The sequence below is a fragment of the Rhodococcus sp. NPDC006774 genome (assembly GCF_040636045.1).
In the GTDB taxonomy this organism is placed as follows: Bacteria; Actinomycetota; Actinomycetes; order Mycobacteriales; family Mycobacteriaceae; genus Rhodococcoides.
Genome location: NZ_JBEYIW010000002.1, coordinates 143,823 through 165,863, shown reverse-complemented (window position 1 = coordinate 165,863; position 22,041 = coordinate 143,823). Strand labels below are relative to the sequence as shown.

The 22,041-nt window shown below is 64.7% G+C and carries 18 protein-coding genes and 1 tRNA gene; 11 read left to right on the top strand and 8 right to left on the bottom strand.

All coding sequences use genetic code 11. The features are described from left to right. Positions 1-29 precede the first annotated feature (29 nt). The 6 genes from ABZ677_RS03775 to dcd all read right to left on the bottom strand — a co-directional run bounded on the left by ABZ677_RS03775 (position 30) and on the right by dcd (position 6,529). Entirely contained in the window at positions 30-998 is a 969-nt protein-coding gene (locus tag ABZ677_RS03775; protein ID WP_358366685.1) for an Hsp70 family protein, read from the bottom strand. A 140-nt stretch (positions 999-1,138) separates the two neighbouring features. Continuing rightward, a complete protein-coding gene (locus ABZ677_RS03770) occupies positions 1,139-1,426 on the bottom strand; it encodes an ANTAR domain-containing protein (RefSeq protein ID WP_358366683.1) in 288 nt (95 codons plus the stop codon). 151 nt (positions 1,427-1,577) lie between these two features. Further along, positions 1,578-2,681, bottom strand: coding sequence for a hypothetical protein (locus tag ABZ677_RS03765; protein ID WP_358366681.1), 1,104 nt, complete (start codon positions 2,679-2,681; stop codon positions 1,578-1,580). Positions 2,682-2,762: 81 nt separating this feature from the next. Further along, positions 2,763-4,205, bottom strand: coding sequence for a CYTH and CHAD domain-containing protein (locus tag ABZ677_RS03760; RefSeq protein WP_094740189.1), 1,443 nt, complete (start codon positions 4,203-4,205; stop codon positions 2,763-2,765). Between the two features lie 55 nt (positions 4,206-4,260). Next, positions 4,261-5,781: an Hsp70 family protein gene (locus tag ABZ677_RS03755; RefSeq protein WP_358366679.1), complete on the bottom strand. Its 1,521-nt coding sequence runs from the start codon at positions 5,779-5,781 to the stop codon at positions 4,261-4,263. Between the two features lie 169 nt (positions 5,782-5,950). Then, positions 5,951-6,529 (bottom strand): dCTP deaminase, encoded by a 579-nt coding sequence (gene dcd, locus ABZ677_RS03750; protein ID WP_032396620.1) that lies wholly within the window; start codon positions 6,527-6,529, stop codon positions 5,951-5,953. A gap of 139 nt (positions 6,530-6,668) precedes the next feature. Here dcd and ABZ677_RS03745 point away from each other — a divergent pair, with 139 nt between their 5' ends. The 6 genes from ABZ677_RS03745 to ABZ677_RS03720 all read left to right on the top strand — a co-directional run bounded on the left by ABZ677_RS03745 (position 6,669) and on the right by ABZ677_RS03720 (position 13,860). Beyond that, positions 6,669-7,382: a hypothetical protein gene (locus ABZ677_RS03745; protein WP_037195869.1), complete on the top strand. Its 714-nt coding sequence runs from the start codon at positions 6,669-6,671 to the stop codon at positions 7,380-7,382. Next, a complete protein-coding gene (locus ABZ677_RS03740; RefSeq protein ID WP_358366676.1) occupies positions 7,379-9,508 on the top strand; it encodes an Rv1355c family protein in 2,130 nt (709 codons plus the stop codon). The genes ABZ677_RS03745 and ABZ677_RS03740 overlap by 4 nt, the downstream gene beginning before the upstream one ends. A 36-nt stretch (positions 9,509-9,544) precedes the next feature. Beyond that, positions 9,545-11,407: an EAL domain-containing protein gene (locus tag ABZ677_RS03735; RefSeq protein WP_358366674.1), complete on the top strand. Its 1,863-nt coding sequence runs from the start codon at positions 9,545-9,547 to the stop codon at positions 11,405-11,407. A 32-nt stretch (positions 11,408-11,439) separates the two neighbouring features. Beyond that, positions 11,440-11,513: transfer RNA gene (locus ABZ677_RS03730), tRNA-Gly, on the top strand. Positions 11,514-11,883: 370 nt separating this feature from the next. After that, positions 11,884-12,735, top strand: a complete 852-nt coding sequence (locus tag ABZ677_RS03725) for a glycoside hydrolase family 16 protein (RefSeq protein WP_358366673.1) — start codon at positions 11,884-11,886, stop codon at positions 12,733-12,735. A gap of 168 nt (positions 12,736-12,903) precedes the next feature. Further along, positions 12,904-13,860 (top strand): alpha/beta fold hydrolase, encoded by a 957-nt coding sequence (locus ABZ677_RS03720; RefSeq protein ID WP_358366671.1) that lies wholly within the window; start codon positions 12,904-12,906, stop codon positions 13,858-13,860. Between the two features lie 4 nt (positions 13,861-13,864). Here ABZ677_RS03720 and ABZ677_RS03715 read toward each other — a convergent pair whose 3' ends face one another. Next, positions 13,865-15,052, bottom strand: a complete 1,188-nt coding sequence (locus ABZ677_RS03715) for a helix-turn-helix domain-containing protein (protein ID WP_358366669.1) — start codon at positions 15,050-15,052, stop codon at positions 13,865-13,867. A gap of 164 nt (positions 15,053-15,216) precedes the next feature. On the opposite strand from ABZ677_RS03715, the gene ABZ677_RS03710 reads away from it, so the two are divergent. From ABZ677_RS03710 to ABZ677_RS03690, 5 genes are all read left to right on the top strand, one after another. After that, positions 15,217-16,959, top strand: coding sequence for an aldehyde dehydrogenase family protein (locus ABZ677_RS03710; RefSeq protein ID WP_358366667.1), 1,743 nt, complete (start codon positions 15,217-15,219; stop codon positions 16,957-16,959). A gap of 34 nt (positions 16,960-16,993) precedes the next feature. Beyond that, complete coding sequence (locus ABZ677_RS03705) at positions 16,994-18,580, top strand: GMC family oxidoreductase N-terminal domain-containing protein (protein ID WP_358366666.1); 1,587 nt, start codon at positions 16,994-16,996, stop codon at positions 18,578-18,580. Between the two features lie 162 nt (positions 18,581-18,742). Further along, complete coding sequence (locus ABZ677_RS03700; protein WP_037195884.1) at positions 18,743-19,438, top strand: hypothetical protein; 696 nt, start codon at positions 18,743-18,745, stop codon at positions 19,436-19,438. 92 nt (positions 19,439-19,530) lie between these two features. Then, positions 19,531-20,001, top strand: a complete 471-nt coding sequence (locus ABZ677_RS03695) for a hypothetical protein (protein WP_358366665.1) — start codon at positions 19,531-19,533, stop codon at positions 19,999-20,001. Then, entirely contained in the window at positions 19,998-20,663 is a 666-nt protein-coding gene (locus ABZ677_RS03690; RefSeq protein WP_082323875.1) for a methyltransferase domain-containing protein, read from the top strand. The genes ABZ677_RS03695 and ABZ677_RS03690 overlap by 4 nt, the downstream gene beginning before the upstream one ends. Here the strand turns inward: ABZ677_RS03690 and ABZ677_RS03685 are convergent. Next, a complete protein-coding gene (locus ABZ677_RS03685; RefSeq protein WP_358367217.1) occupies positions 20,650-21,966 on the bottom strand; it encodes a hypothetical protein in 1,317 nt (438 codons plus the stop codon). The genes ABZ677_RS03690 and ABZ677_RS03685 overlap by 14 nt on opposite strands. Between the last annotated feature and the right edge of the window lie 75 nt (positions 21,967-22,041).

Below are 22,041 nucleotides of genomic sequence, written 5' to 3'. Positions count from 1 at the left end.
AACGGCGTTCGTTGGCCAGGCCGGCGGGTTCAAGCCGAGCGGTGTCGCGGGGAGTCGTGGTAGCCCACCATGCCCACCATCGAGGCGTGTTGCGACGGCACAACGTTGGCGATCGTGGCACCACGCGGGTGATGCCGACGCGATGCGACCGCGTCGACGGCCATCAGAGCCGCACCGTGCGCGGTGAGGGACTCAGGATTGGCAGGCGCGACGACCGGCAGCATCAGATCACGACGAAACAGGCGCCGAAGCGTCGGGATATTGGCGCAGCCACCGACCATCACCAGGGCATTCACAGCGCAGGGAGCGTCGACGATGACACTGGCCACCCAGTCCTCCAATGAACGAATGCTGCGCTCGAGCACATCGTCGAAGGTGTTGCGCCACAACCTGACCGGACCACCGATGAAGGGTCCGGCAACCTCCGCCACCCGCAGCCGGGAAAGCTGCTCGCGTGCCGTGCGGATCGACACCGTCAATTCTGCTCGGGCGCGATCGGACGCCAACTCGTCTGCCCCGTACGTCGAGAGCAGGTAGCGCGCGACCTGCTCGTCGCAGCTGTTGCCTCCGAACAGCGTGGTGCGCACCGAACTGAAGACCGTACCGGTGGCCGGGTCTGCGACGGACACCGTGGTGCCGGATGCGCCGACGTCACAGATCGCAACGGTTCGAGCGCCCTCGAGCTGGCCCGTGCCCTGCAGGTACCGCAGCTGAGCACCGAGTTCGGACGCGACCAGCAGGCGATCGGCCTCGTACGTGGAGTAGGCGGACGTACGCGCGCGAGCACCGGGATCGTCCGGCACGGCCAAGACGATGTCGGTTCTGTCGACCATCTGGTCTCGCGACATGGAGTCCAGCAAGTCGAGGGCGACCTGAAGGTGGTCGTCAGGATCGAACGAGTGGACGATGTGGGCCGACCGCACCGACTCGTCGATCGCATCGACTGCGACCCCTCGGACAGTGGCAGAACCCACCGAAACACCAAGGACTGTTCTCATGATTCCTCGACTCGACTGGCTACTCCGACCTGCCGATAGTAACCGCCGAACCGCCGTCTGGACAGCAATATCGGTATCTGAATGAACTTTCGGTTTGTTTTGGGAGATATAACAAGCAGCAGGACACGAGTCGTCCGATCTCAGGCGACGTGATCGAAAGGATCTCGACGGTCCGCCAGCAGCGGGCCCCATTCCTCTTGCGCCGACATCATCGCCGCACAGTCGACACCGTTGTCCGAGTCCATCCCACGCGCGGCCGCGACGATGGAACGAGCGGACTGCACGAGCGAGACGTCGAAACGGAAGCTGTGCGCCGCCAATTCGGAGAACGCATCCTCCGGACTGCAGCCACGCAGCGCGATGAGAACACCCACTGCCCTGTCGATGGTTGTGCGGGTCACCGGTCCTGCTGCGGAATGATCGGTCATCGGATACTCACCGTCTACTGGTCGATCACCCGATGGTAGCGAGGCGTGAGCAGAAGTTCAGGTGTCGGAGTCGAATTCACATACCCGTCACGCGAAGGACTTGTCCAAGTATCAAAACCGCTCGCTCACAATGCAATCAACGACTCGAACGTCATTCGACCGGATCCGCCGACGGTGCTGCATCGGTGGTGGGCTCGGTGGTCTCCGGAACCTCCGTGGTCGGCTCGGACGGCTCGGTGGGCGGCACCTCGGGCTCCGGCTCCGGCTCCGGATCGACGGTCGGCGTCTCCCCTCCACCCGATCCGCCACCGCCACCGCCAGAATTCCCGCCACCCGGGTGACCGCCGCCCGAATGGCCACCACCCGAAGCCCCGCCGCCCGTAGCGCCGTCGGAGTCGCCACTGCCGGCGTTGCCGCCTCCGCCGGTGACCACGCCGGGTCTGCCGCCATCCGAATCGACGGCACGGGAGTTGCCGCCACCCGACGACACCTCGCCGTTCGGAGTGGGGACCGAACCCCCGAGGACCGCGTCACTCCAGTCGACGATTGAAATCGGCCCGTACACCGGGGCATCGAACAGCCCCGCCTCGACGGGCGGAACAGCAGACGGGGCAGTAGGCGGGACCGCCGAATCGGCAATGACCGCCACCGACGTCGACACGGCTCCGCCGTCTTCGCTCGACGGCATCTCGGCGGTGTCGACCACGGGATTCTGTGTCGGATCGGCCGCCGCCAGTGCCCACACCGTGGCTCCGCTCAGTGCCGCGAGAACCGCAACGCCCAATCCGATCATCGTCAGCCGCGCGCTGCGTGGCGTGCCCGTCCCGTCCCCGGCAGAGCCACTCCGGCCCTCGTCACCCGTCGCAGCAGAGACGGACACAGGCTCGGCGAGGGCGGCCTTGGCTCCGATCAGTGCCGCAGCAATTCCCAACGGAACCGCGGAGTTCAACCGCGGATCTCCGGCATCGACTACCCCGACGTCGCGAACATCGTGGGCGGCCAGAGCAGCGCGAACGGTCCCACAGAGCGCGATGCTGTCGCAGACCACCCCGGAACCGCTGATCAGCAGGTCGTTCTGGGCCGCCTGCACCCTCATGATTCCGAGCATCGTCGTGACCGCGTCACCGACACCCCCGGGAACCGAGGAAACGGAGACAGTGCGAGTGGAAATGGGCCCGAGTTCGGGCAGATCGGCCTCTACCAGCGAAGCGGACACTTCTTCGACACCGACGTGCACTCCGAGTGCAATGGCCATGATCGTCGACTCCCCCGAACTCGATTCCGACTCAGAGTACTCTTCGAGCCTCGAATCGGGGAAATATACCGCTTTCCGCGATCAGAACTCCAATCTGCCGGCCTCGTCCCGGGCCATCTCGGCGGCGCGGCGCTCGCGCTCGAAGAGCAGGCCGAAGGTGAAACCGTTCTCCCCCGCCGTCGTCCCTGCCCGCGCGCCGAGAGTCCGCAGAATGTCCGCCGCGATCACCGCGTCCTGATGCTCTCCCAGCACCTCCTGAATTGTCTTGAAGTGCTTGATGTTCGCTTTCGACACCTTCTTGTCCGTCACCGGCGCCACCAGCTCGGCCGCATACCGTGCACGTTTCGATGCCTTCCGTGCGCGATGCAAAGCCTCGTCGTCGGTGCCGCGCACGGCACTCTTCGTGCGATCGATCGCTTTCTTCCCTGCCTTGCGGGCAAGCTTGATCAACACGCGGTCGGTGACCTCGCCGTCGATCGGTAGACCGCGTGACCACTCGGACAGCGTCGTGAGCAGCGCGCGGTAACGCTCTCCGTCGAGTTCGGTCATCGCCGCCTCGCGGTATCGAATCTGCTCGGCCAACAGATCGTTCTCGATGCGCGACGCGACCGGCCCGAGCACCAGTTCGGGCGGCAGTTCGCGCAACGCAGCGGCGAACCGAGCACGCTGCACCTGACGATCTCGTACCTCACCGAGAATGCTTGCATACCAGGATAGTTCGGCCTCCAAGTGCGCGGCGGGCTCGTCCTCGAACAGACTCCCGAACACGCGGAGGGTACTGCGGTATCGCCGAATCGCCACCCGCGTGGAATGAATCGGATCCAGCCCTCGGCGCAGGTAGACATCGCCTGCGACGATCGCCTGTGCCTGTGCATCGAGATAGTCCGCCAGCAGGGCTGCCCCGGGTTCGGCGGGAACCTGGCGCACCACCGACAGCGCCCGATCCAACTTCGACGGATGCGCCGACGGCCGAGCACCGGCAGCGCGCAATACCTTGCCCGCCTTCTTCAGAAACGACTCCGAGCCTGCGGGTCCGAGTTCCACCTCGACCTCCCGCCACCGCGGACCGGTCGCGCCGCCGATCAGAACGACAGAGACCTCGTCGTCCGCGATCTCCGCAACCACCGCCCCGTCGGCGTCGGACACGGTGTGGATCGTTCGACGCGTCGTCAGAGTCGCGACCGCGGACAACTCACCGCCCATCACCGCACCGCGCAGCACATCGTTCAGCTCGTCCGGCACCGCATTGTGCGCACCGTTGCCCAGAGGGAGCCGAATCTCGGTCCGCGCCTTCTCCGCCGGGACCTTCGCATGCCAGCCGTTGTCGGAATCACCGGTACGACGCCGCACCGTGATTCCGCGTCGCAACAGATCGTGGCCGACAGTATCGAAGTACTCACTGCTCAGGTCCGTCTCGCTCGACTCCAGTGCGCCGCCGGTGGGCACCAGCGAAGCGAGAGTGGGCAACTGGAACTCTGCGTCGACGTCGAACTTGTCTTCGCGCTCGGTCTGAATCGACTCCATACTGCTCATCCTGCCTCGAGTACCGGGGCAGGCGGAGCCGGAAAGCGCAGACCGGTCAGCGACGCGGAAAGTCGAAGTCCGGGAACGGAAAATCGAACGTTCGAGTCGCCCGCGTGGTGGTCGTCGGATGCGTCGTCGTGGCGGTGGGCTTCGTTGTGGTCGGACGAGTCGTAGCGGCAGGTGGGACCGCCGTCGGCACCACGGTCGGTCGATCGACGGTCGGCCTGTCGGGTGCCGTCGTCTCCGCGATGTCGGACGGGGAACTCGTCGTGGCCACGGTGCGCCGCGTGGCCGTGGCGCTCTGAGCGTCCGTCGTGGTCGGGGCCTCGGGCGAGGACGACGGTGCCGGCGCGGCGACCGGAGTGGACGTCTGCGCCGTCGTGGTCGCGAGCGGCACCGACGACCCAGCAGGCGCGGCGGGTGATCCGTCTGCGGCAGGCACCACGGACTGCGACCGAGCGGTCTGCGAGGAATCCTGCGATATGTTCACCGCCGGTGCCGGATCGTCGCCGCCGGTTCGCGCAGCCGCCGTGACCACGGTGCCGGCTGCACACACAGCGACGAGCGCCGCGAGCGCGCCACCGAGATGCCGAGCCTTGTTTACCCTGGTCATTCGCTTGGAGGAGGTGTCGCTGTGTCGCGGGCGCTTGGAAACCACCGGGGCAACCGCAGCCACCTGTAGGTCTGCGGACTCCCGATCCACGGCAGCGTACCGATCGGTGAACACCTCGGGTGGTGCGGGCGCGGGACGCAGACCCACAGTCCGAGCGATCCCGGCAGCGCCGTGCGCCGCCAGCAGTTCGGGCTGTTCGGGCACATAGACCGGCATCGGCACCGCGTCGAACAGGACCTGCCGAATTATCTGCATGTTGGCACCACCGCCGACGGCGACGATGGCGTCGACGTGAACGCCCTGCGCGCCGACCGCGTCGAGCACGTCGACGGCCATCGAGACGGCTCGGTGCACGGCATCGCCGATGAGCTCGTCCAGATTGCCGCGCCACAGCGATGCGCGTCCGCCGACGAACGGTCCGGCAATGGACACGCTGCGCAGCAGAGCCAGTTCGTGTTTCCCGTCGCGGACATCGTGAACGAGTCGCCTGCGAGCCTCGACCGTCAGTGCCTCGGCCGCGCCGAACGTCGCGATGAGGTGTTCGCTCAGCACCCGATCACAGACGTCACCACCGAGAGCGTCCGTTCGACGCGACGCGAGAACATCGCCGCTGTCCAGGTCCACGACGGAGACCGAGGTACCGGATGCGCCGACGTCGAACAGAGCGACGCAGCGCTCGCCTGCCAGCACACGCGTCTCACGCAACGCACCCAACTGGGCACCGAGTTCGGACACGAGCACAACGCCGTCGGAGAAGTCCTGGTCGTAGGCCGTTCTGGGATCACTTTCGCGCAGTGCGAGCACCGGATAGAAGTCCGCGGACGCGTACTCGGTCGCCAGATTGTGTACAGATGCGATAACGGCATCCCACGGATCGGGGGCGAGACCGTTGGGTGCGGGCCGGGTGGCGACGGGCTCGTGCACTTCCAGGACGGCACCGGGGTGAGCGTTGTCGCTGATCACGCTGCGGAGACCACTCGACCCCAACGAAGCGCCGAGTACGGACACATCGGGAACCGCGGACACTAGAAACCTCGCTCTGGTAGGCCCCAACCCACGTCAGCTCACCAGAGTACCGCTACAACCGGACATTCGCCATGTTTTACCGCGAGGAAACAAACCGTTCGATCGTTTACTCGACGCTCGACCGAACGAAATTCAGGTAGGCCTTCGAAGGCGTCGGCCCGCGCTGGCCCTGATACTTCGACCCGACCGCGGCGCTGCCGTACGGATTCTCGGACGGCGACGACAGCCGGAACAGACACAGCTGCCCGATCTTCATGCCCGGCCACAACGTGATCGGGAGGTTGGCGACGTTGGACAGCTCCAGCGTGATGTGGCCACTGAAGCCGGGATCGATGAAGCCTGCAGTCGAGTGCGTGAGCAGACCCAGCCGTCCGAGCGAGCTCTTCCCCTCGAGCCGACCGGCCAGGTAGTCCGGCAGCGTCGTCAATTCCAGCGTGGAGCCGAGAACGAACTCACCCGGATGGAGTACGAACGGCTCACCTGCCGCAGGTTCGACCAGAGTCGTCAACTCGTCCTGCTGTAGCGACGGATCGATGTGGGTATAGCGGGTGTTGTTGAACACCCGGAAAAGCTTGTCGAGTCGCACATCGACACTCGACGGCTGAACCATCGACGGGTCGAACGGTTCGATCGCCAGGTTTCCCAGAGTCACTTCGGCACGGATGTCACGGTCGGAGAGCAGCACCTCTGCAGGCTACTGGTCTTGGCAGCCCGCCGCGACACACCCGAGCCCCGATCACAACGCATAGCTCCGCAAAGGAAAAGCCGGACAATCGAACGGCACCACCATTCGCATTCGGGAAACTCCTATCAGGAAGACTGAAATGACAATTCTGTTCGACGTCCCCTCGTATTGGGATCACCGATCCCAATGCCACGTTCTGGCCACCACTCCCACCGAAAATCCGGAGTTGTGGGAGCAATTCCTGGACGGCGCAGAGGAAAGCTATCTGCGACACGGTGTGACAACCGCACTCGAAATGTCGACCATTCGTGACGGCGGCACCACAGCACTGTTCTTCGCCGCACTCGACCGAACCGGACAAATAGTCGGCGGGGTACGGGTGCAGGGGCCGTATTCCTCGGTCGATCAATCGCACGCACTGATCGAATTCGCCGCATATCCCGACGGCCTACGCCACGTACACACCATGCTCGACGAACGCATCGGCCACGGAGTCGTCGAACTGAAATCTGCGTGGGTGGCTCAGGACGCACCCCACGGCCGCGCCGTCACCGCGATGATCGCGGAATCACCCGCGTACAGCACTGCACTTCTCGGCGCGCGCTATGCCTTGGCGACCGCGGCCTCCCACGTCCGCACCGCCTGGCTCGACACCGGAGCGGTCATCGCCACCCAGATCGCGCCGATTCCCTACCCCGACGAACGCTATCGAACCGAGGTGTTCTGGTGGGACAGAACAACACTGGCATTCAATGCCGATCTGGCCACCTGGCGCCGGATGCGGCACAACACGGTCACCCTGCTCGCACACCGCCGCGCAGCCGTCGCACTCGAGGAAGCAGTCGCATCATGAACGATCGAACCACAGCCGGCAACCACTGGAAGCCTGTGATATTCGACGAGACGGACGCCACACAGCGAGCCGCCCTCGACGAACTCAGACGAGATTCCAGCCTCACATTCATGGACGAGCGGCAGACGCAGAGAAAAGGCCTGCACTCATTGCTCCCCAGCCCTGAGCAGAGCATTCTCGACGAAAGAGACAGATGGGTTTTCTTTCCTTGGCGAAAGACGGTCGTCGCCCTACTCGGACCGAACTCGTTTCGACACCTGAGGCTGGCCAGAAACAGGAACAAGATAACCCTGGCGGAACAGAATTCCTTGGGAGATCTCACGATAGGAATCATCGGCCTGAGCGTCGGGCACGCCATTGCCCACACCCTTGCACTCGAAGGAATCTGCGGGACGCTTCGCCTCGCCGACTTCGACGAGATCGAACTTTCCAACCTCAATAGAATTCCGGCGTCCATCCTCGATCTCGGCGTCAACAAGGCGGTCGTCGCAGCCCGCCGCATTGCCGAGATCGACCCGTATCTGCGCGTCGAAATCAGCGAGGACGGAATCACCGAGAACACCATCGACGACTTCTTCGACGGACTGGACCTGCTCGTCGAGGAATGCGACTCCCTCGATGTCAAGGTCCGCGCCCGCGAGGCAGCCCGGTCGCGACGCATCCCCGTACTGATGGAGACCTCCGACCGTGGACTTCTCGACGTCGAACGCTTCGACCTCGAACCCGACCGCCCGGTGTTCCACGGCGTCCTCGGCGAGATCGACTCCACGAGCCTGCGAGGGCTGGGCACCCGCGACAAGATCCCGATCGTGCTGGATCAGCTCGACGCCTCGCTGCTCTCGGCCCGCATGGCAGCCTCGATGGTGGAAGTGAGCGAAACGATAGAGACCTGGCCGCAATTGGGCGGCGACGTCCAACTCGGCGGTGCCACCATCGCCGCAGCCGTTCGACGCTTCGGCACCGGAGCGAACCTGCCCTCCGGACGAATCCGCATCGACCTCGACACCCATCTCGACGCGCTCGCGGCCCCGAACCCGACGCGTAGGGCGCAGCAGCCCTCGGTCGACACCGCCGTCGACGCTCACCGCACGTCCGTCGATCCCGACGCGCTCGTTCTCGACGCTGCCCGCCGAGCGCCGTCCGGTGGAAACAGCCAGCCGTGGACGTTCACCCGCGACGCACGCACCGTGCGCATCGGGGTCGATCGTGCGCGAACCTCGACCCTCGACATCGCCTTCCGCGGCAGTTACGTGGCAGTCGGTGCGGCCGCCTTCAACGCGCGAGTGGTGGCTTCCGCGCAGGGCAGACTCGACCGCACCGAAGTCACCGAGCGCGGAGTCGAGATCACGCTGAGTGCGGGTGGCCCGCAACCCGTCGAGGATCGACGCCTGCTCGACGGAGTTCTCGAGCGGTGCACCAACCGGGAAATGGGCACCGGCGCACCCCTGGACGCGAACATCGCCGCCGACATCGCTGCTGCGGCAGCAGCAGAAGGTGGACGGGCAGTGCTGCTGACGGCACCCGAATCCATTGCGGCGGCCGCGAATGTCCTCGCCGCGGCGGATCGAATCCGGTATCTCACACCGCACCTGCACCGAGACATGTTCTCGGAGTTGCGCTGGCCTGGAGATCTCGATCCCGATCGAGGAATCGAGGTCTCGACGCTGGGGATCGACGACGCAGACCTGTCCAAGCTCGAGATCGTCAAGCGGCCGGACGTCATGGAGCTGGTTCACGACTGGGACGCCGGCGCCGCACTGGGGACCGACATGCGCGATCGAGTGCTGTCGAGTTCGGCACTTGCAGTGATCGTCGTACCCGGAGCGACCGCAGAACATTACATCAGAGGAGGATCTGCAATGGAGAACGTTTGGGTAACTGCGCATTTGCACGGATTGGCAGTACAACCGGTTTCCCCTGCGTTCCTCTACGCACGTACCGAGGAGGAATACCGACAACTGTCGACGCACCATGCAGAAACGCTGCAGCAGTTGAGTTTCGAGTTCCGCACGCTGCTTGAAATGGAAACCACCGAGTCCGTTGCGCTGGTGTTGCGGCTCAGTTGCGCCCCGAAAACCACGATACATAGTCGCAGACTTCCTGTTTCAGCGTCTGTATCGGGGTAGAGTTTCGGCGGAGACCAGGGGGAACAGTCCTGCACTGTGTCCACGAGAGGCGGGAGTGGAGCCCTGGAGCACAATCGGCCGCTCGAGGTCCTCGTCACCGGCGTCGCAACCGAACTCATGGGTGTCGATTCGGCGACGGTGCGCGAGGCGTACGACTCCGTACTGCGGCAGCTCGTGGACTACCTCGGCATCGACTTCAGCTTCCTCCGACACAACGATTTCGAGGCCAGGGCCACCAGACTCAGCGCGGAATGGCCACCGCGACTGAGCGTGCCCGATCCGGATCCACTGGCAGTGGTCTACTTCGACGACGCAGACTCGGTATTCCGTCTGGCCGAAACACTGACCGAACCGGCAGTGTTTCGGCCGGATCCGGAGCAGGAGGACTACCGCCGACGCGTCGAGGAGGGGTCGGGATTCTCCGCGACCTCGATGGCCGTCGTGCCGCTGCTGCACTCCGGACGCACCACCGGCATCCTCGGCTTCATCAAGATCGGCGACCGAAGTTGGTCCGAGGCAGAACTCAATGCGCTCAAAGCAATTGCGGCACTGCTCTCTCAACTACAGGCGCGAGTGATCGCCGAGGAACGGCTTCGCTTCGCGGCGCTCCACGACCAACTGACCAAACTGCCGAACCGCACGGCCCTCGCACAACACCTCCGCGAACGGCTCGACCCGTCCATGCCCGGTCCCGTCGCCGTGATGCACATCGACCTCGATCGACTCAAGGCACTGAACGACTTTCTGGGCCACCTCGCCGGTGACCACTACCTCGAGACCATCGCCGATCGACTGCAGAGCTTCGTCGGCAAGTCGGTCGGTCTCGCCGCACGCCTGGGCGGCGACGAGTTCCTGGTGGTATTGGCCGGCCCGTGCTCGGCCCGCGTCGCGACACACCACGCCGAGTTGATCGCCGACGCCATGAACGCCCCCGTCACCCTCGGAGTCGAACGCATCAGCAGAAGCGCAAGCATCGGAATCGCCTTCGGCCAACCGGGCAAGCACACCGCCGAGTCGCTTCTGCGGCAAGCAGATCAGGCCGCCCTGGTGGCCAAACGCGCGGGCGGCCACAACATCGCCCTGTTCACCGAAGAGATGCACGCCGAAGCCGAACTCCGCAACGACGTCGAGATCCATCTGCGCGACGCCATCGCAGGCGACTCGCTCACCCTGCACTTCCAGCCCGAAGTGGACCTCGTCACCGGACGCATCACCGCAGTCGAAGCACTGGTCCGATGGCAACACCCCACCCGCGGACTGCTTCCCCCGTCCGCATTCATCCCCGTGGCCGAGGAGACGAACCTCGCCGGTGAACTCGGCCGCTGGGTCCTCGACCGCGCCTGCCGCACCCTCGCCGACTGGCAACGCGAGATCCCCCACCTCGACATCGCAATGCGCGTCAACATATCCCCCGTCCAGCTGGTCACCAACGGATTCGTCGGAGCCGTCGCCAGAGCACTCACGGAATTCTCGATAGCCGGACCCGACCTCTGCCTCGAGATCACCGAAGTGGCAGTGGTGCAGGACCTTTCCCGTACCCGCGTGACGCTCCGCGAGCTCCGTGAACTCGGCGTGCAAGTGGCCATAGACGACTTCGGCACCGGATACAGCTCCCTGTCGCACCTCAAGGAACTCCCCGTCGATGCGCTCAAGATCGACCGAGCCTTCGTCACCGACCTCGGCGCCAGAGACACCGGCGACGTGGCCATCGTCCAGTCCATCATCGGACTCGCCGACGCATTCGGACTGAACATCATCGCCGAAGGCGTCGAAACACAGAGCGCCAGAAACACCCTGATCGAATTGGGCTGCACCCGCGCACAGGGCTACCTGTTCTCCAAGCCGGTAGCAGCACCCGACGCCCTCACCCTGCTGCACGGCGTGCGAATCGACATCTGAACGCCCTGGTAACCTTCGAGCCGACACCACACGCCGGTGTAGTTCATTGGTAGAACGCGACCTTCCCAAGGTTGAGAGGCGGGTTCGATTCCCGTCACCGGCTCCACTCCTGCTCATAGAGTCGTTCCTGCAGGCTCCACTCCCGCTCATCGAGTCGTTCCTGCAGGCTCCACTCCAACCCCTCTCGAGTCGTTCCTGCAGGCTCCACTCCCGGGTCCTCGTAGTCGCTCCCGCCTCGTACGCATCGCTGAACTCACAGACACTGCCGAGTCACTGCGGTCACTCCTGAAACAAACCGACCACCGACCAATATCGGTCGGTACCCTTGCTTCCGACCGGTAGCACTGGTGAATTCATTCATTGTATTCGCAAGAATTCCTGCATTCCAGAAGAAACTTCTACCGCCTACTTTGTCGTGCTAGAAATCAAATGTCGACATTTGTTCACCGACATATGACCTGACAGGAATCCCCCTCATGCGATCATTAATAACAATTGTCGCGGTCACCTTGACGACGATGGCCGTGGCCGTCTCGTCAGCGACCGCAGCCCCGTCACTGGCCGCACCCCCGAGAACCCAAGGCAGCGCAGGAACCCTTCTGTGGGAAGATCAATTCAACGGGTACGGCGGACCCGACCCCGCCAAGTGGGGCTTTCAGACCGGCCGCTGGGGCGCGAGTTCCGGTGAGCAGCAGTACTATACGGATTCCTGGAACAACGCCAACCAGTTCAACGGCTCCTTGAACATCACCGCGCGGCGGGAGAATCCACCGGACCGCAAGCGGGCACCGTACAACTTCACCAGCGCCCGCGTGGTCAGCATGGGCAAGCAGTCGGTGACGCCGCCGGTACGCATCGAAGCATCGATCAAGATGCCGAGCGCCCGAGGCCTGCTGCCCGCATTCTGGACCCTCGGCCTACAACCCGGTGGCGAATATTCATGGCCCAGCCAAGGGGAAGTCGACATCGTCGAAATTCCCGGACTGTACGGACCGTCATTCAATTTGCACGGACCTTCGAAGTCGAACTCCAATCAAGATGTGAAGACCGGCGGAAGCATGAATCCGGTCGACAACGGGTTCCACACCTACCGAATCGACTGGCTACCGAACAGCATCACCTGGTTCGTCGACGGAGTCGCCCGGTTCTCCCTGACTCAGGCCCAGTACGAGGCAAAAGGCGGCAACTGGAAGGCCTTCTCGGGCACCTGGCCGCATTACATCCTCTTCAACGTCGCTGTGGGCAACAACTGGGTCGGAAAGACATTGAACAGCACACCGTATCCGCAGACGATGAGTGTCGACTGGTTGCGCGTGAGTCGCCTCTGACCTGCAGAGCAGCAACTGCTGTCCGTACGGGGCCCAGCCACTACGGCTGGGCCCCGAGCGGTGTGCGCATCAGGCACGAATTCGACGACAGAACAATTCTTGTGACTTTTATCAGCTCCGACCTCTTTTCATAGGGACATTCCACAGTTCGAGGAATATCGTCGATCCATGCGCGGACCACGGCGGAGTCTGATCACCCTCGTAATCGCCGCCGCCGGTGCACTGCTCGCGCCCTCCGCACACGCGGGGCCGGTGATGCCCATCGCCGCGGCCCCCGAGCAACCCGATCACGCAGATGCCATTCGCTACGCGGCATCCAATCGCGACGCCGCCCCGCCCGGAGCCAACGACATGAGCTGCAAGCCCACCGCAGCCCACCCGAATCCCGTCGTCCTGGTGCACGGCACCGACGCCACCGCGTACTCGGACTGGGCCGGCTTCGCACCGATTCTGAAAGCAGCCGGATTCTGCGTCTTCGCCATCAACTACGGCACGTCACCGGACGGCAAATCCAACGGCTACGGCGTCATCGAAGACAGTGCAGCACAACTGAAGGCGATGACGTTGTCGATACTCCGGGCGACCGGCGCCGCCGCAGTCGACGTGGTCGGCTACTCGCAAGGTGCCGCGGTCGCTCGGTACTTCGTCAACAGGCTCGGCGGTGCCTACGTGGTCGATCGCTGGGTGGGGATCGCATCGCCGACCTACGGCGGCACCATGTACGGAGTGTCACCCGTCGTGCAGGCGGTGCCGGGTGCAACCGGTGTCCTGGCAAGCGAATTCGGCCCGGGTCTGGCCCAGCTGATGGCCGGATCCGACTTCCTCGACCGACTCAATGCAGGCGGCGACACCGTGCCGGGGGTGGAGTACACGTCCATCGCAACCAGGGTCGACGAGGTGATCCAGCCGTACACCAATGCGCTGCTTCGGGATCCGGGAGCGCACAACATCGTGGTGCAGGACGTGTGCCCCGATACCGAGGTAGCGCACTTCACGTTCACCTACGATCCCACCGCGCTGCGGCTGGCGCTCAACGCTCTGGACCCGGCGAACGCGCGTCCCCCGACCTGCGTACCGGTGCCGCTGGGAGCCGGAATCCTCGACGTCGTCCTCGCCAGCCACTGACCCTTCAGGTCAGGAGCTGATACGCCCTGAGCCCGACGTAGAGTTCCGCGGCCTGAACCGGATCACGGAAGTCGCGACCGGTGAGCTCGGCAATTCGACGCAGCCGATACAACACCGTATTGCGGTGGTAGTGCAGCGATTCGGCGGCATCGCGGGTGGAACCGCCGCACGAGAACCAGGCGTCCAGGGTGTCCAGCAGGCTCTGCCGTTCGGCTCGCGGCAACGCCAGCAGATCACCGAGTATCTGACGTGAGGCGATCCGGCCCGATTTCGGATCGCGGACCAGCAGGAGCGGTACCGGCACGGAGTCGTAGCGCACCGGTGTGGACGGTGCGGCCTGGCTCGAGGTGCACGACCTCGCCAGCCGGGCCTGGCCCACGGCGTCGCCGATACCCGACGGGGACCGGAAGACCGAACTCACCCCCACGCGTCCCGGACACAGCTCGCTGAGGGTGACCAACGCCGAATCGATCTCCGATTCCGTTGCGGCACAGATCAGCCCGACGCTACCGTCCACCTCGGCGTCCCACACCGATTCGGCACCCGCGGTACGGAGGCGAGAGATCAACTTGTCGATCCCCACCGCTGCGGTCAACGGCTCCTGCGAGACCACCGCGAAGTAGCCGTGGTCGGGAATGCGAAACGTGCGCAACGCGTCGGCGGCGGCAGTCGGATTGGCACCGTGATCGGCGAAGAGCACCCGGATGAGGCGGCCACGGGCTTCGGCGCTCTCGCGGGCACGCATGTCCGCGCTCTCTCGATAGGCTTCCGCTGCCTCGTCGGAGTACACGTCGACCAGCGCCCAGACCTGGGCGGCCATGTCCAGCAGCGCATGACTGGCCCGGCCGTCCGAACGTTCCATCAACTCGTCCCAGACCAACCTGCCGCCCAGCCTGAAAGCATGCAGCAGGGCAGCCAGCGGTACCCCCTGCTCGGCTTTGAGTCGGCCCGCGTCCCGCGCCGACTCGAGTCGCATGGGAGCACGACCGGACAGCTTGCCCAGCATCGACGCCAGATTGCTCCGCGACGCCTCGTAGAGCTGCTCGGTGGTGAGCAGCGTCGATTCGAGGTAGGCGTGCTCGGCCCCCAGGATCCGTCGCACCAGTTCCGTCGCCAGGTCGTCGACGCCGTCGAGCATCGTCGCGGCCAGATCGGTCGGTGACGGATGCACATCGAACTCGGTCGCGGTCATGGCAGAACTCTAGCCTCACCCGTGTAAGCCACACCACAGCCACATTGTGCGACGGCACAAACCGTCGCATCCTATTGAGGCCCGTGGCCCATAGCGTCAGGCGACCGAGTGCGACCACAATCACAGTGAAGCCGTGTACCCGAACGACGAGTGGAGCCGAGAAGTTGACCAGCGACGTGACCCCACACCTGCAATCCGTACCGAAGACGGGACCCACCGAGGCAGTCGACTCGGCACTCGCCGATCTGGTCGAGGGAGAGAAGAACTGGGGACGCCTCACCCTGGCCGAGCGGCGGGCCATCCTCGAACGCGTGCATGCGCTGACCACAGCTCACGCGCAGGAGTGGGTGACGGCGGCAGCGTCGATCAAGGGCCTCGACGCCTCGTCCAGCCTCGTCGGAGAGGAATGGCTGTCGGGTCCGTACTCGTTCCTGAACGGACTCGGCACCGTGGCACACACGCTTGCGGCGCTCGAGGCGGACAGCAGCCCACTGGCCGGTGCCACGTTCGGTACGGCGCCCGGTGGACGCACGACGGTGTCGGTACTGCCCCTCAACATCTTCGAGCGACTCCTGCTCAACGGGTTCACCGCCGAGGTATGGCTGAAGCCCGGAATCGACCGTGCAACCGCACAGCGGACCGCGGGCCTCGCCCAGCTCCATCCCACCAGCACCGCAGGCATCGGAGTGGTGCTCGGCGCGGGCAACATCACCTCGATCGCGCCGCTGGACGCGCTGTACGAACTGATCGCCTTCAACCGAGTCGTCGCGCTCAAGCTCAACCCCATCATGGATCCACTGCTGCCGGTGTTCGAGAAAGTCCTCGCACCGCTCGTGGACATCGGCGCACTGCGCCTGCTCACCGGTGGAGCCGACGTGGGCACCTACCTGGTCCAGCACGACAGCGTCGACCACGTTCACATGACCGGCAGTGCCATCACGCACGACGCGATCGTCTTCGGTCCCGGCCCGGACGGAGCTGCGCGCAAGGCGGCCAACGACCCGATCCTCACCAAGGAGATCTCCAGCGAACTCGGCGGCGTCTCGCCCACCATCGTTCTGCCCGGTGAGTGGAGCCGTGCCGACATCGAGTTCCAGGCCGAACACATCGCCACCCAACGCCTGCACAACAGTGGATACAACTGTGTCGCTTCACAGGTCGTCGTTCTGTCTTCGGAATGGAAGCAGCGCGACGAATTCGTCGCCGCCCTGCGCGCCGCCCTCGACCGCGCGCCTGCCCGAGCTCCCTACTACCCCGGCAGCGACAAGCGAGTGTCCGACGCCACCGCCACCTACCCGTCCGCCGAACGCCTCGGCGAGCGCGGTGGCCGCGTGCTCATCACCGATCTGAACCCCGGTGAATACGCACCGCTGCTGCAGACCGAGTACTTCGCCCCGGTCATGGGCATCATCGAATTGCCCTACAGCGGAGCAGCATTCGCCGCCAAGGCAGTGCAGGCCGCGAACGAGGAATTCACCGGAACACTCGGCATCAACATCATCGGCACCCCCGCCACCATCAAGGGACTCGGGGAGAAGTTCGACACCATGCTCGCGGACCTGCGCTACGGCACCATCGCCGTCAACGCCTGGACGGCCATCGGATTCCTCACCGCAGCGGCCACCTGGGGCGCATTCCCCGGCCACACAGTAGACGACGTCCAGAGCGGAATCGGCATCGTGCACAACGCTTTGCTGATCGACGGGGCCGAGCGAACAGTGGTGCGCGGTCCGTTCCGACCGATGCCGCGCTCGCTGATCAACGGCGAACTCTCCATCTCTCCGAAGCCACCGTGGTTCGTCACGAACAAAACCGCAGCATCGACCGGCAAATTGCTCACCGCATTCGCAGGTGCGCCGTCCTGGTCCAAACTGCCTGCGATATTCGCTTCCGCCCTGCGCGGCTGACACCTCTGCGCCCGCACCGACGTCAAGGACAAAGATGAGCTCACAGCACAAGACTGCCGACTACATCGTGGTGGGCGCAGGTTCCGCAGGCGCAGTGGTGGCCAACCGCCTCAGCGCAGACCCGCGCAACGAGGTGATCCTCCTCGAGGCCGGCCCCGAGGACAAGAACAAGTTCGCCCACATCCCCGCTGCATTCTCCAAACTCTTTCGTAGCGAGGTGGATTGGGACTACCTGACCGAACCGCAGCCGGAGCTTCGAGATCGCAGCATCTACTGGCCGCGCGGCAAGATGCTCGGTGGCTCGTCGTCGATGAACGCCATGATGTGGGTACGCGGATTCGCCGCCGACTACGACGACTGGGCAGCGGTGTCCGACGACTCGTGGGCTTTCCGCAACCTCGTCGGATACTTCCGCAAGATCGAGAACATCGAGGGCACAACAGCACTCGACGCGGGAACCGACGGCCCACTCATCGTCTCTCACCAGCGCAGCCCCCGCGACCTGACGTCCTCGTTCCTCGACGGCGTCGAAGAAGCAGGCTATCCGCTGGAAACCGCCAACCTGCCCGAGCCCAAGGGCTTCACCCGCACGATGGTCAACCAGAAGCGCGGAGCACGATGGAGCACCGCGGATGCCTACCTGCGACCGGCGAAGAAGCGCAAGAACCTCACCGTCCTCACCGAGGCACACGCCACTCGCGTCCTCTTCGAGGGCACTGCGGCAGTAGGCGTCGAGTACACCTCCGGTGGACAGACACACACCGTGCGCGCACGCAAGGAAGTGATCCTCTCCGGCGGAGCCGTCAACACTCCGCAGCTGCTGATGCTCTCGGGCATCGGCGACCAGGAACAGCTCAAATCCCACGGCATCACCGTTCAGCACCACTCACCGGGCGTCGGGCAGAATCTCCTCGACCACCTGGCCGCCCTCATCGGCTGGAAAACCGAAAGAGACTCCCTCTTCCACGCCGAGAAGATCCCCGAGTTGGTCAACTACCTCACGCGCCGACGCGGCATGCTCACCTCCAACGTCGCCGAGGCGTACGGATTCATCAAGAGCCGAGAAGACCTCGCCCTGCCCGACGTGGAACTCATCTTCGGACCGGCACCGTTCTTCGACGAGGGACTCGTCGGCCAGGATTCGCATGCTGCCGTCATCGGCGCGGTACTCGTCAAACCCGAGAGCCGAGGCGAGATCACCCTCCGCTCGGCCGACCCCATGGCCAAGCCCATCGTGGAGCCGCGCTACCTCAGCGACCCCGGCGGACTCGACCGCCGCGCCATGATCGAGGGGCTACGGGCCTGCGTTGCAATCTCCGAAACCCCCTCGATGAAGGGCGAACTCGGCGACATCGTCCGCCCCAGGGTGGCGTCGAACATCTCCCCGGCGGACCTGCTCACCGAGGCCCTCGAGCAGAATGCGCACACTCTGTATCACCCCGTGGGCACGGCCCGTATGGGCAACGACGCCGACAGTGTCGTCGACGCCGAACTAAGGGTGCGGGGCGTCGATCGCCTTCGCGTCGCCGACGCGTCGATCATGCCCAGCATCATCCGCGGACACACTCATGCACCGTCGGTGGTGATCGGCGAACGGGCGGCGGACTTGATCCTTCGTTGAATCCGAGTGAACCTTCGGAAACTTTCCGGTTTGGCAGTCCGGTTTGTCGGGTAACAGGTGGGCACGCTCCCTTGCAGGGGATCGAGATGGAACCCATCCGCTCGGCAAGCAGCGCCGAATGACCCACAACGCTCGAGAGACGAGCACGGAAGGTTGACCGACATGTTCACTGTTCGTAAAGCTTTGGCCGCCACCGCAATCGGTGCACTCACCATCGTCCCGCTTGCCGCATGCTCCAGCGACGAAGCGTCCGACACCACCGACGCAGCCACCTCCTCGGCATCGTCGGCCATGGAAACCACCGAGAGCATGCCCGAGCCCGCAGCCGAGGTCCCCGACCTCAGCAACGGTGTCGACACCGCAGTTGCACTCGATCCCGGCTTCACCGGCGCACTGACCACCCTGGGCCTCACGCCCGGTGTCGTCGGAACTGCCACTCTCGCAGACGGATCCATCCGATTCCCGATCACCGGCGGCGACGTCAAGTACTGGGAGCCCGGCACCGTCGACCCCTACGTCCAGGGTGAGATCATGCACGACGGCAGCGGCCTGTCGCTGACCGCCGGCGAGACCGTCGTCGAGCTCATCAACTTCGACATCGACCCGGGCACCTCGCTCCTCACCGGTGACGTCATGGTCAACGGCGAAGAAGCAGCCGCAGACGCAGTGCTGTTCGATCTGGACGGCCGCACCCTGCAGCCGCTCGCAACCGGACCTGACAACACCGCAATCCTGCAGGGCACCCAGGTGAAGATCTCGGAGACCGCAGCCGGACTGCTCAACAGCACCTTCAACACCGATGCTGTGACCCCGGGTCTGCTCGTCGGCGTTGCGACCATCACGGTCAGCACTGCCTAATCACCTCCTGAACGCCCGTGCGCGAGATGCCGCCGTGAAAGACGGTGGCTCTCGCGCACGGGTGTTTGCATCGCACGGTCAGGAGCCCGAAGATGAGAGCGTTCACGAAGAGCTACGGCGGACACCCGCTGCATGCGGTCGGTCTGCTGCTCTCGTTCGCCCTCGTCGGCTACGTCGTCACACTCGCAGGGCCGCAGACACTGTGGAACAGCGACGTGTGGTGGAAATCCGTTCTCGTGTGGTTCTTCGGATCGGTACTGCTGCACGACGCCGTACTGTTCCCGCTCTACTCGCTGGCCGATCGGCTGATCACCGGCATTCCACGCCGCCGCCTGGCCGTGTCGCCGGTGAATTTCGTTCGAGTTCCCGCTCTCGGGACAGCACTGACGTTTCTGATGTTCTTCCCCGGGATACTCTCCCAGGGCGCGGAGTCGTACCGGGCCGCAACCGGTTTGACCCAGGAACCCTTTCTCGGACGTTGGCTAGCGCTGACCGCGGTGTTGTTCACCGTGAGCGCCGCCGCCTACTTCATTCGATGGACCCTCGTACGGAGCCGAGCATGAGCGTCACCGCCGATACACTCTTCAACCGCGCAGCAGCCGGACTACCTTGCTGGATAGGTGATTCCGACGGCAGCAGGCAGCAGCTTCCCACCGCACGGTGGATGGGTGGCAGCGCCTCGTCAGCCGAGGATCGCCGCGCGGACCACGCCATGCTCAGCCGCTGTACCGGGTCCACGATCGACCTCGGCTGCGGTCCGGGTCGACTCACCGAAGCGCTTGCTCGACGCGGCGTTTCGGCACTCGGTGTCGACACCTCCCGAGCAGCAGTCGATCTGACCATCGGACGCGGTGGCAACGCCGTTCTCCGCGACCTCTTCGAGCCACTGCCCGACACCGGCAACTGGTCGTGTGTCCTCCTCGCGGACGGAAACATCGGCATCGGCGGAGACCCGGTACGACTGCTCCGCCGGGCAGCCGACCTGCTCGCACCCCACGGAGCCGTCATCGCCGAAGTGGATGCGCCCAGCAACACGGGAATTCGGCACCGCACCGTGCGATGGGAAACCGACACCATGGTCGGCGACTGGTTCGCCTGGTCGAGTGTCAGCGCCGACGCCACCGCGGATCTCGCCAACGCCGCAGGCTTGCGAGTTGTGGACGTGGCACCGATCGACGGGCGCTGGTTCGCTCAGATGACGCTGGCTCCGCTCACCAGTTCGTGAACAGCAGATGATTGATCGCCAACGCACCGATCACCTGCAGCGCCAACCAGAAACGATGCGTCCGCATCGGCAACACCGCGGGCGCGACCAGCATCCACATCGCGAAGGGCAGCCAGATTCTCTCGGTCTCTGCCTTGCTCAACTGGCTCAGATCCGCCATCACCACCGCCGCGATCGCCGCGATCACCAACAGATTGATCGGCTGGAGCCGAGTGAGTATCCGCGGGAACGCAGCGGGCACAGCAACACCCAACGCGCAGAACAGTGCCGCGAAGTTCGCCCAGCCCCAGTACTCGAACGGGCGGTCCTTCGCGATGCCCTGGTAGTAGCGCTCCTGCACCAGTTCGTACCCGTCGTACCACCAGAATCCGTACGCGGTGAAGATCCCGGCAACGATCAGCGCACCGATCAGCGCGCCGACGAACGGCAGAATCTTTCGTCCGGCGATCAGCACCGCGACGGCGGGCAGACCCATCAGCACCAACCCGTAGTTGAGATACACGCCGAAGCCGAGCAGTACCCCCGCGCCGATCGACGCGGGCCACAGGTAGCGCTTCGTCGAAATCGCCAGCAGCGCAATTCCCCACGCGGCGACACCGGCATAGACCGCATCGGCGGAGACGGCGATCCAGATCGCGGCCGGGGCGATGGCCACGAACGGTGCTGCACGCCGCGCCATGTTCTCGTCGCCGAGTACTCGGAGTGTCAGTACCAGCGCCACAGCGGCACTCGTGCCGACCAGCACACAGAGCGCCGCCGCCCAGGCTCCACCGCCGAGGCCGAGACGGTCGAGCCAGACGAAGGTGAGCAACGCGCCGGGTGGATGACCCGACACGTGCGTCGTCCACGAATCGGCCTGGTAGTCCAGAATGCGATCGGAGAACCCGCGAAGCGTGGCGGGAATGTCGGTGATGCCGGGCACCTCGTGCAGGTACTCGTCCGTCGATGCCAGCCGGTTCACGAAGCCGCGCTTCCAACCGTCCACCATCGCCAGCGACATCGCCCAGGCCGCCGACGCACCCCACACGACGAACAACAGGCGCGTCCACGACAGTCGGCGTGCCACCGTCGGCCCCCACAACACGGTGGCCACGGCGATCAGGACGGCTACGGGAGTTCCCCATCCCACATGAATCTCGCGGAAGCCGAACAGCGGTGCTGCATCGGCGAAATCACGCACCTGCTGCGGAGTTCTGTTGATGATGGGGGTGACGAGTTCGTTTCCCAGGTACGGAACGACGAACGCGACCACCACGAGCACGACGGCCAACGTGCCGGCGACGGCTTCTCTCCAGTAACGGATAGTCTTTTCTCCCTGCGGACTTGAAGGCGACCACGACTTCGGACCAGCATATCGACCCACGGTGATGGAGGATGA

What these genes read in the sequence shown, in the direction of transcription:
- ABZ677_RS03705 (WP_358366666.1), top strand. Translation starts at nt 16,994, where the DNA reads ATGAGCTCACAGCACAAGACTGCCGACTACATCGTGGTGGGCGCAGGT.
- ABZ677_RS03715 (WP_358366669.1), bottom strand. Translation starts at nt 15,052, where the DNA reads ATGACCGCGACCGAGTTCGATGTGCATCCGTCACCGACCGATCTGGCC.
- ABZ677_RS03725 (WP_358366673.1), top strand. Translation starts at nt 11,884, where the DNA reads ATGCGATCATTAATAACAATTGTCGCGGTCACCTTGACGACGATGGCC.
- ABZ677_RS03765 (WP_358366681.1), bottom strand. Translation starts at nt 2,681, where the DNA reads ATGGCCATTGCACTCGGAGTGCACGTCGGTGTCGAAGAAGTGTCCGCT.
- ABZ677_RS03740 (WP_358366676.1), top strand. Translation starts at nt 7,379, where the DNA reads ATGAACGATCGAACCACAGCCGGCAACCACTGGAAGCCTGTGATATTC.
- ABZ677_RS03770 (WP_358366683.1), bottom strand. Translation starts at nt 1,426, where the DNA reads ATGACCGATCATTCCGCAGCAGGACCGGTGACCCGCACAACCATCGAC.
- ABZ677_RS03695 (WP_358366665.1), top strand. Translation starts at nt 19,531, where the DNA reads ATGAGAGCGTTCACGAAGAGCTACGGCGGACACCCGCTGCATGCGGTC.
- ABZ677_RS03745 (WP_037195869.1), top strand. Translation starts at nt 6,669, where the DNA reads ATGACAATTCTGTTCGACGTCCCCTCGTATTGGGATCACCGATCCCAA.
- ABZ677_RS03700 (WP_037195884.1), top strand. Translation starts at nt 18,743, where the DNA reads ATGTTCACTGTTCGTAAAGCTTTGGCCGCCACCGCAATCGGTGCACTC.
- ABZ677_RS03760 (WP_094740189.1), bottom strand. Translation starts at nt 4,205, where the DNA reads ATGGAGTCGATTCAGACCGAGCGCGAAGACAAGTTCGACGTCGACGCA.
- ABZ677_RS03775 (WP_358366685.1), bottom strand. Translation starts at nt 998, where the DNA reads ATGAGAACAGTCCTTGGTGTTTCGGTGGGTTCTGCCACTGTCCGAGGG.
- ABZ677_RS03720 (WP_358366671.1), top strand. Translation starts at nt 12,904, where the DNA reads ATGCGCGGACCACGGCGGAGTCTGATCACCCTCGTAATCGCCGCCGCC.
- ABZ677_RS03690 (WP_082323875.1), top strand. Translation starts at nt 19,998, where the DNA reads ATGAGCGTCACCGCCGATACACTCTTCAACCGCGCAGCAGCCGGACTA.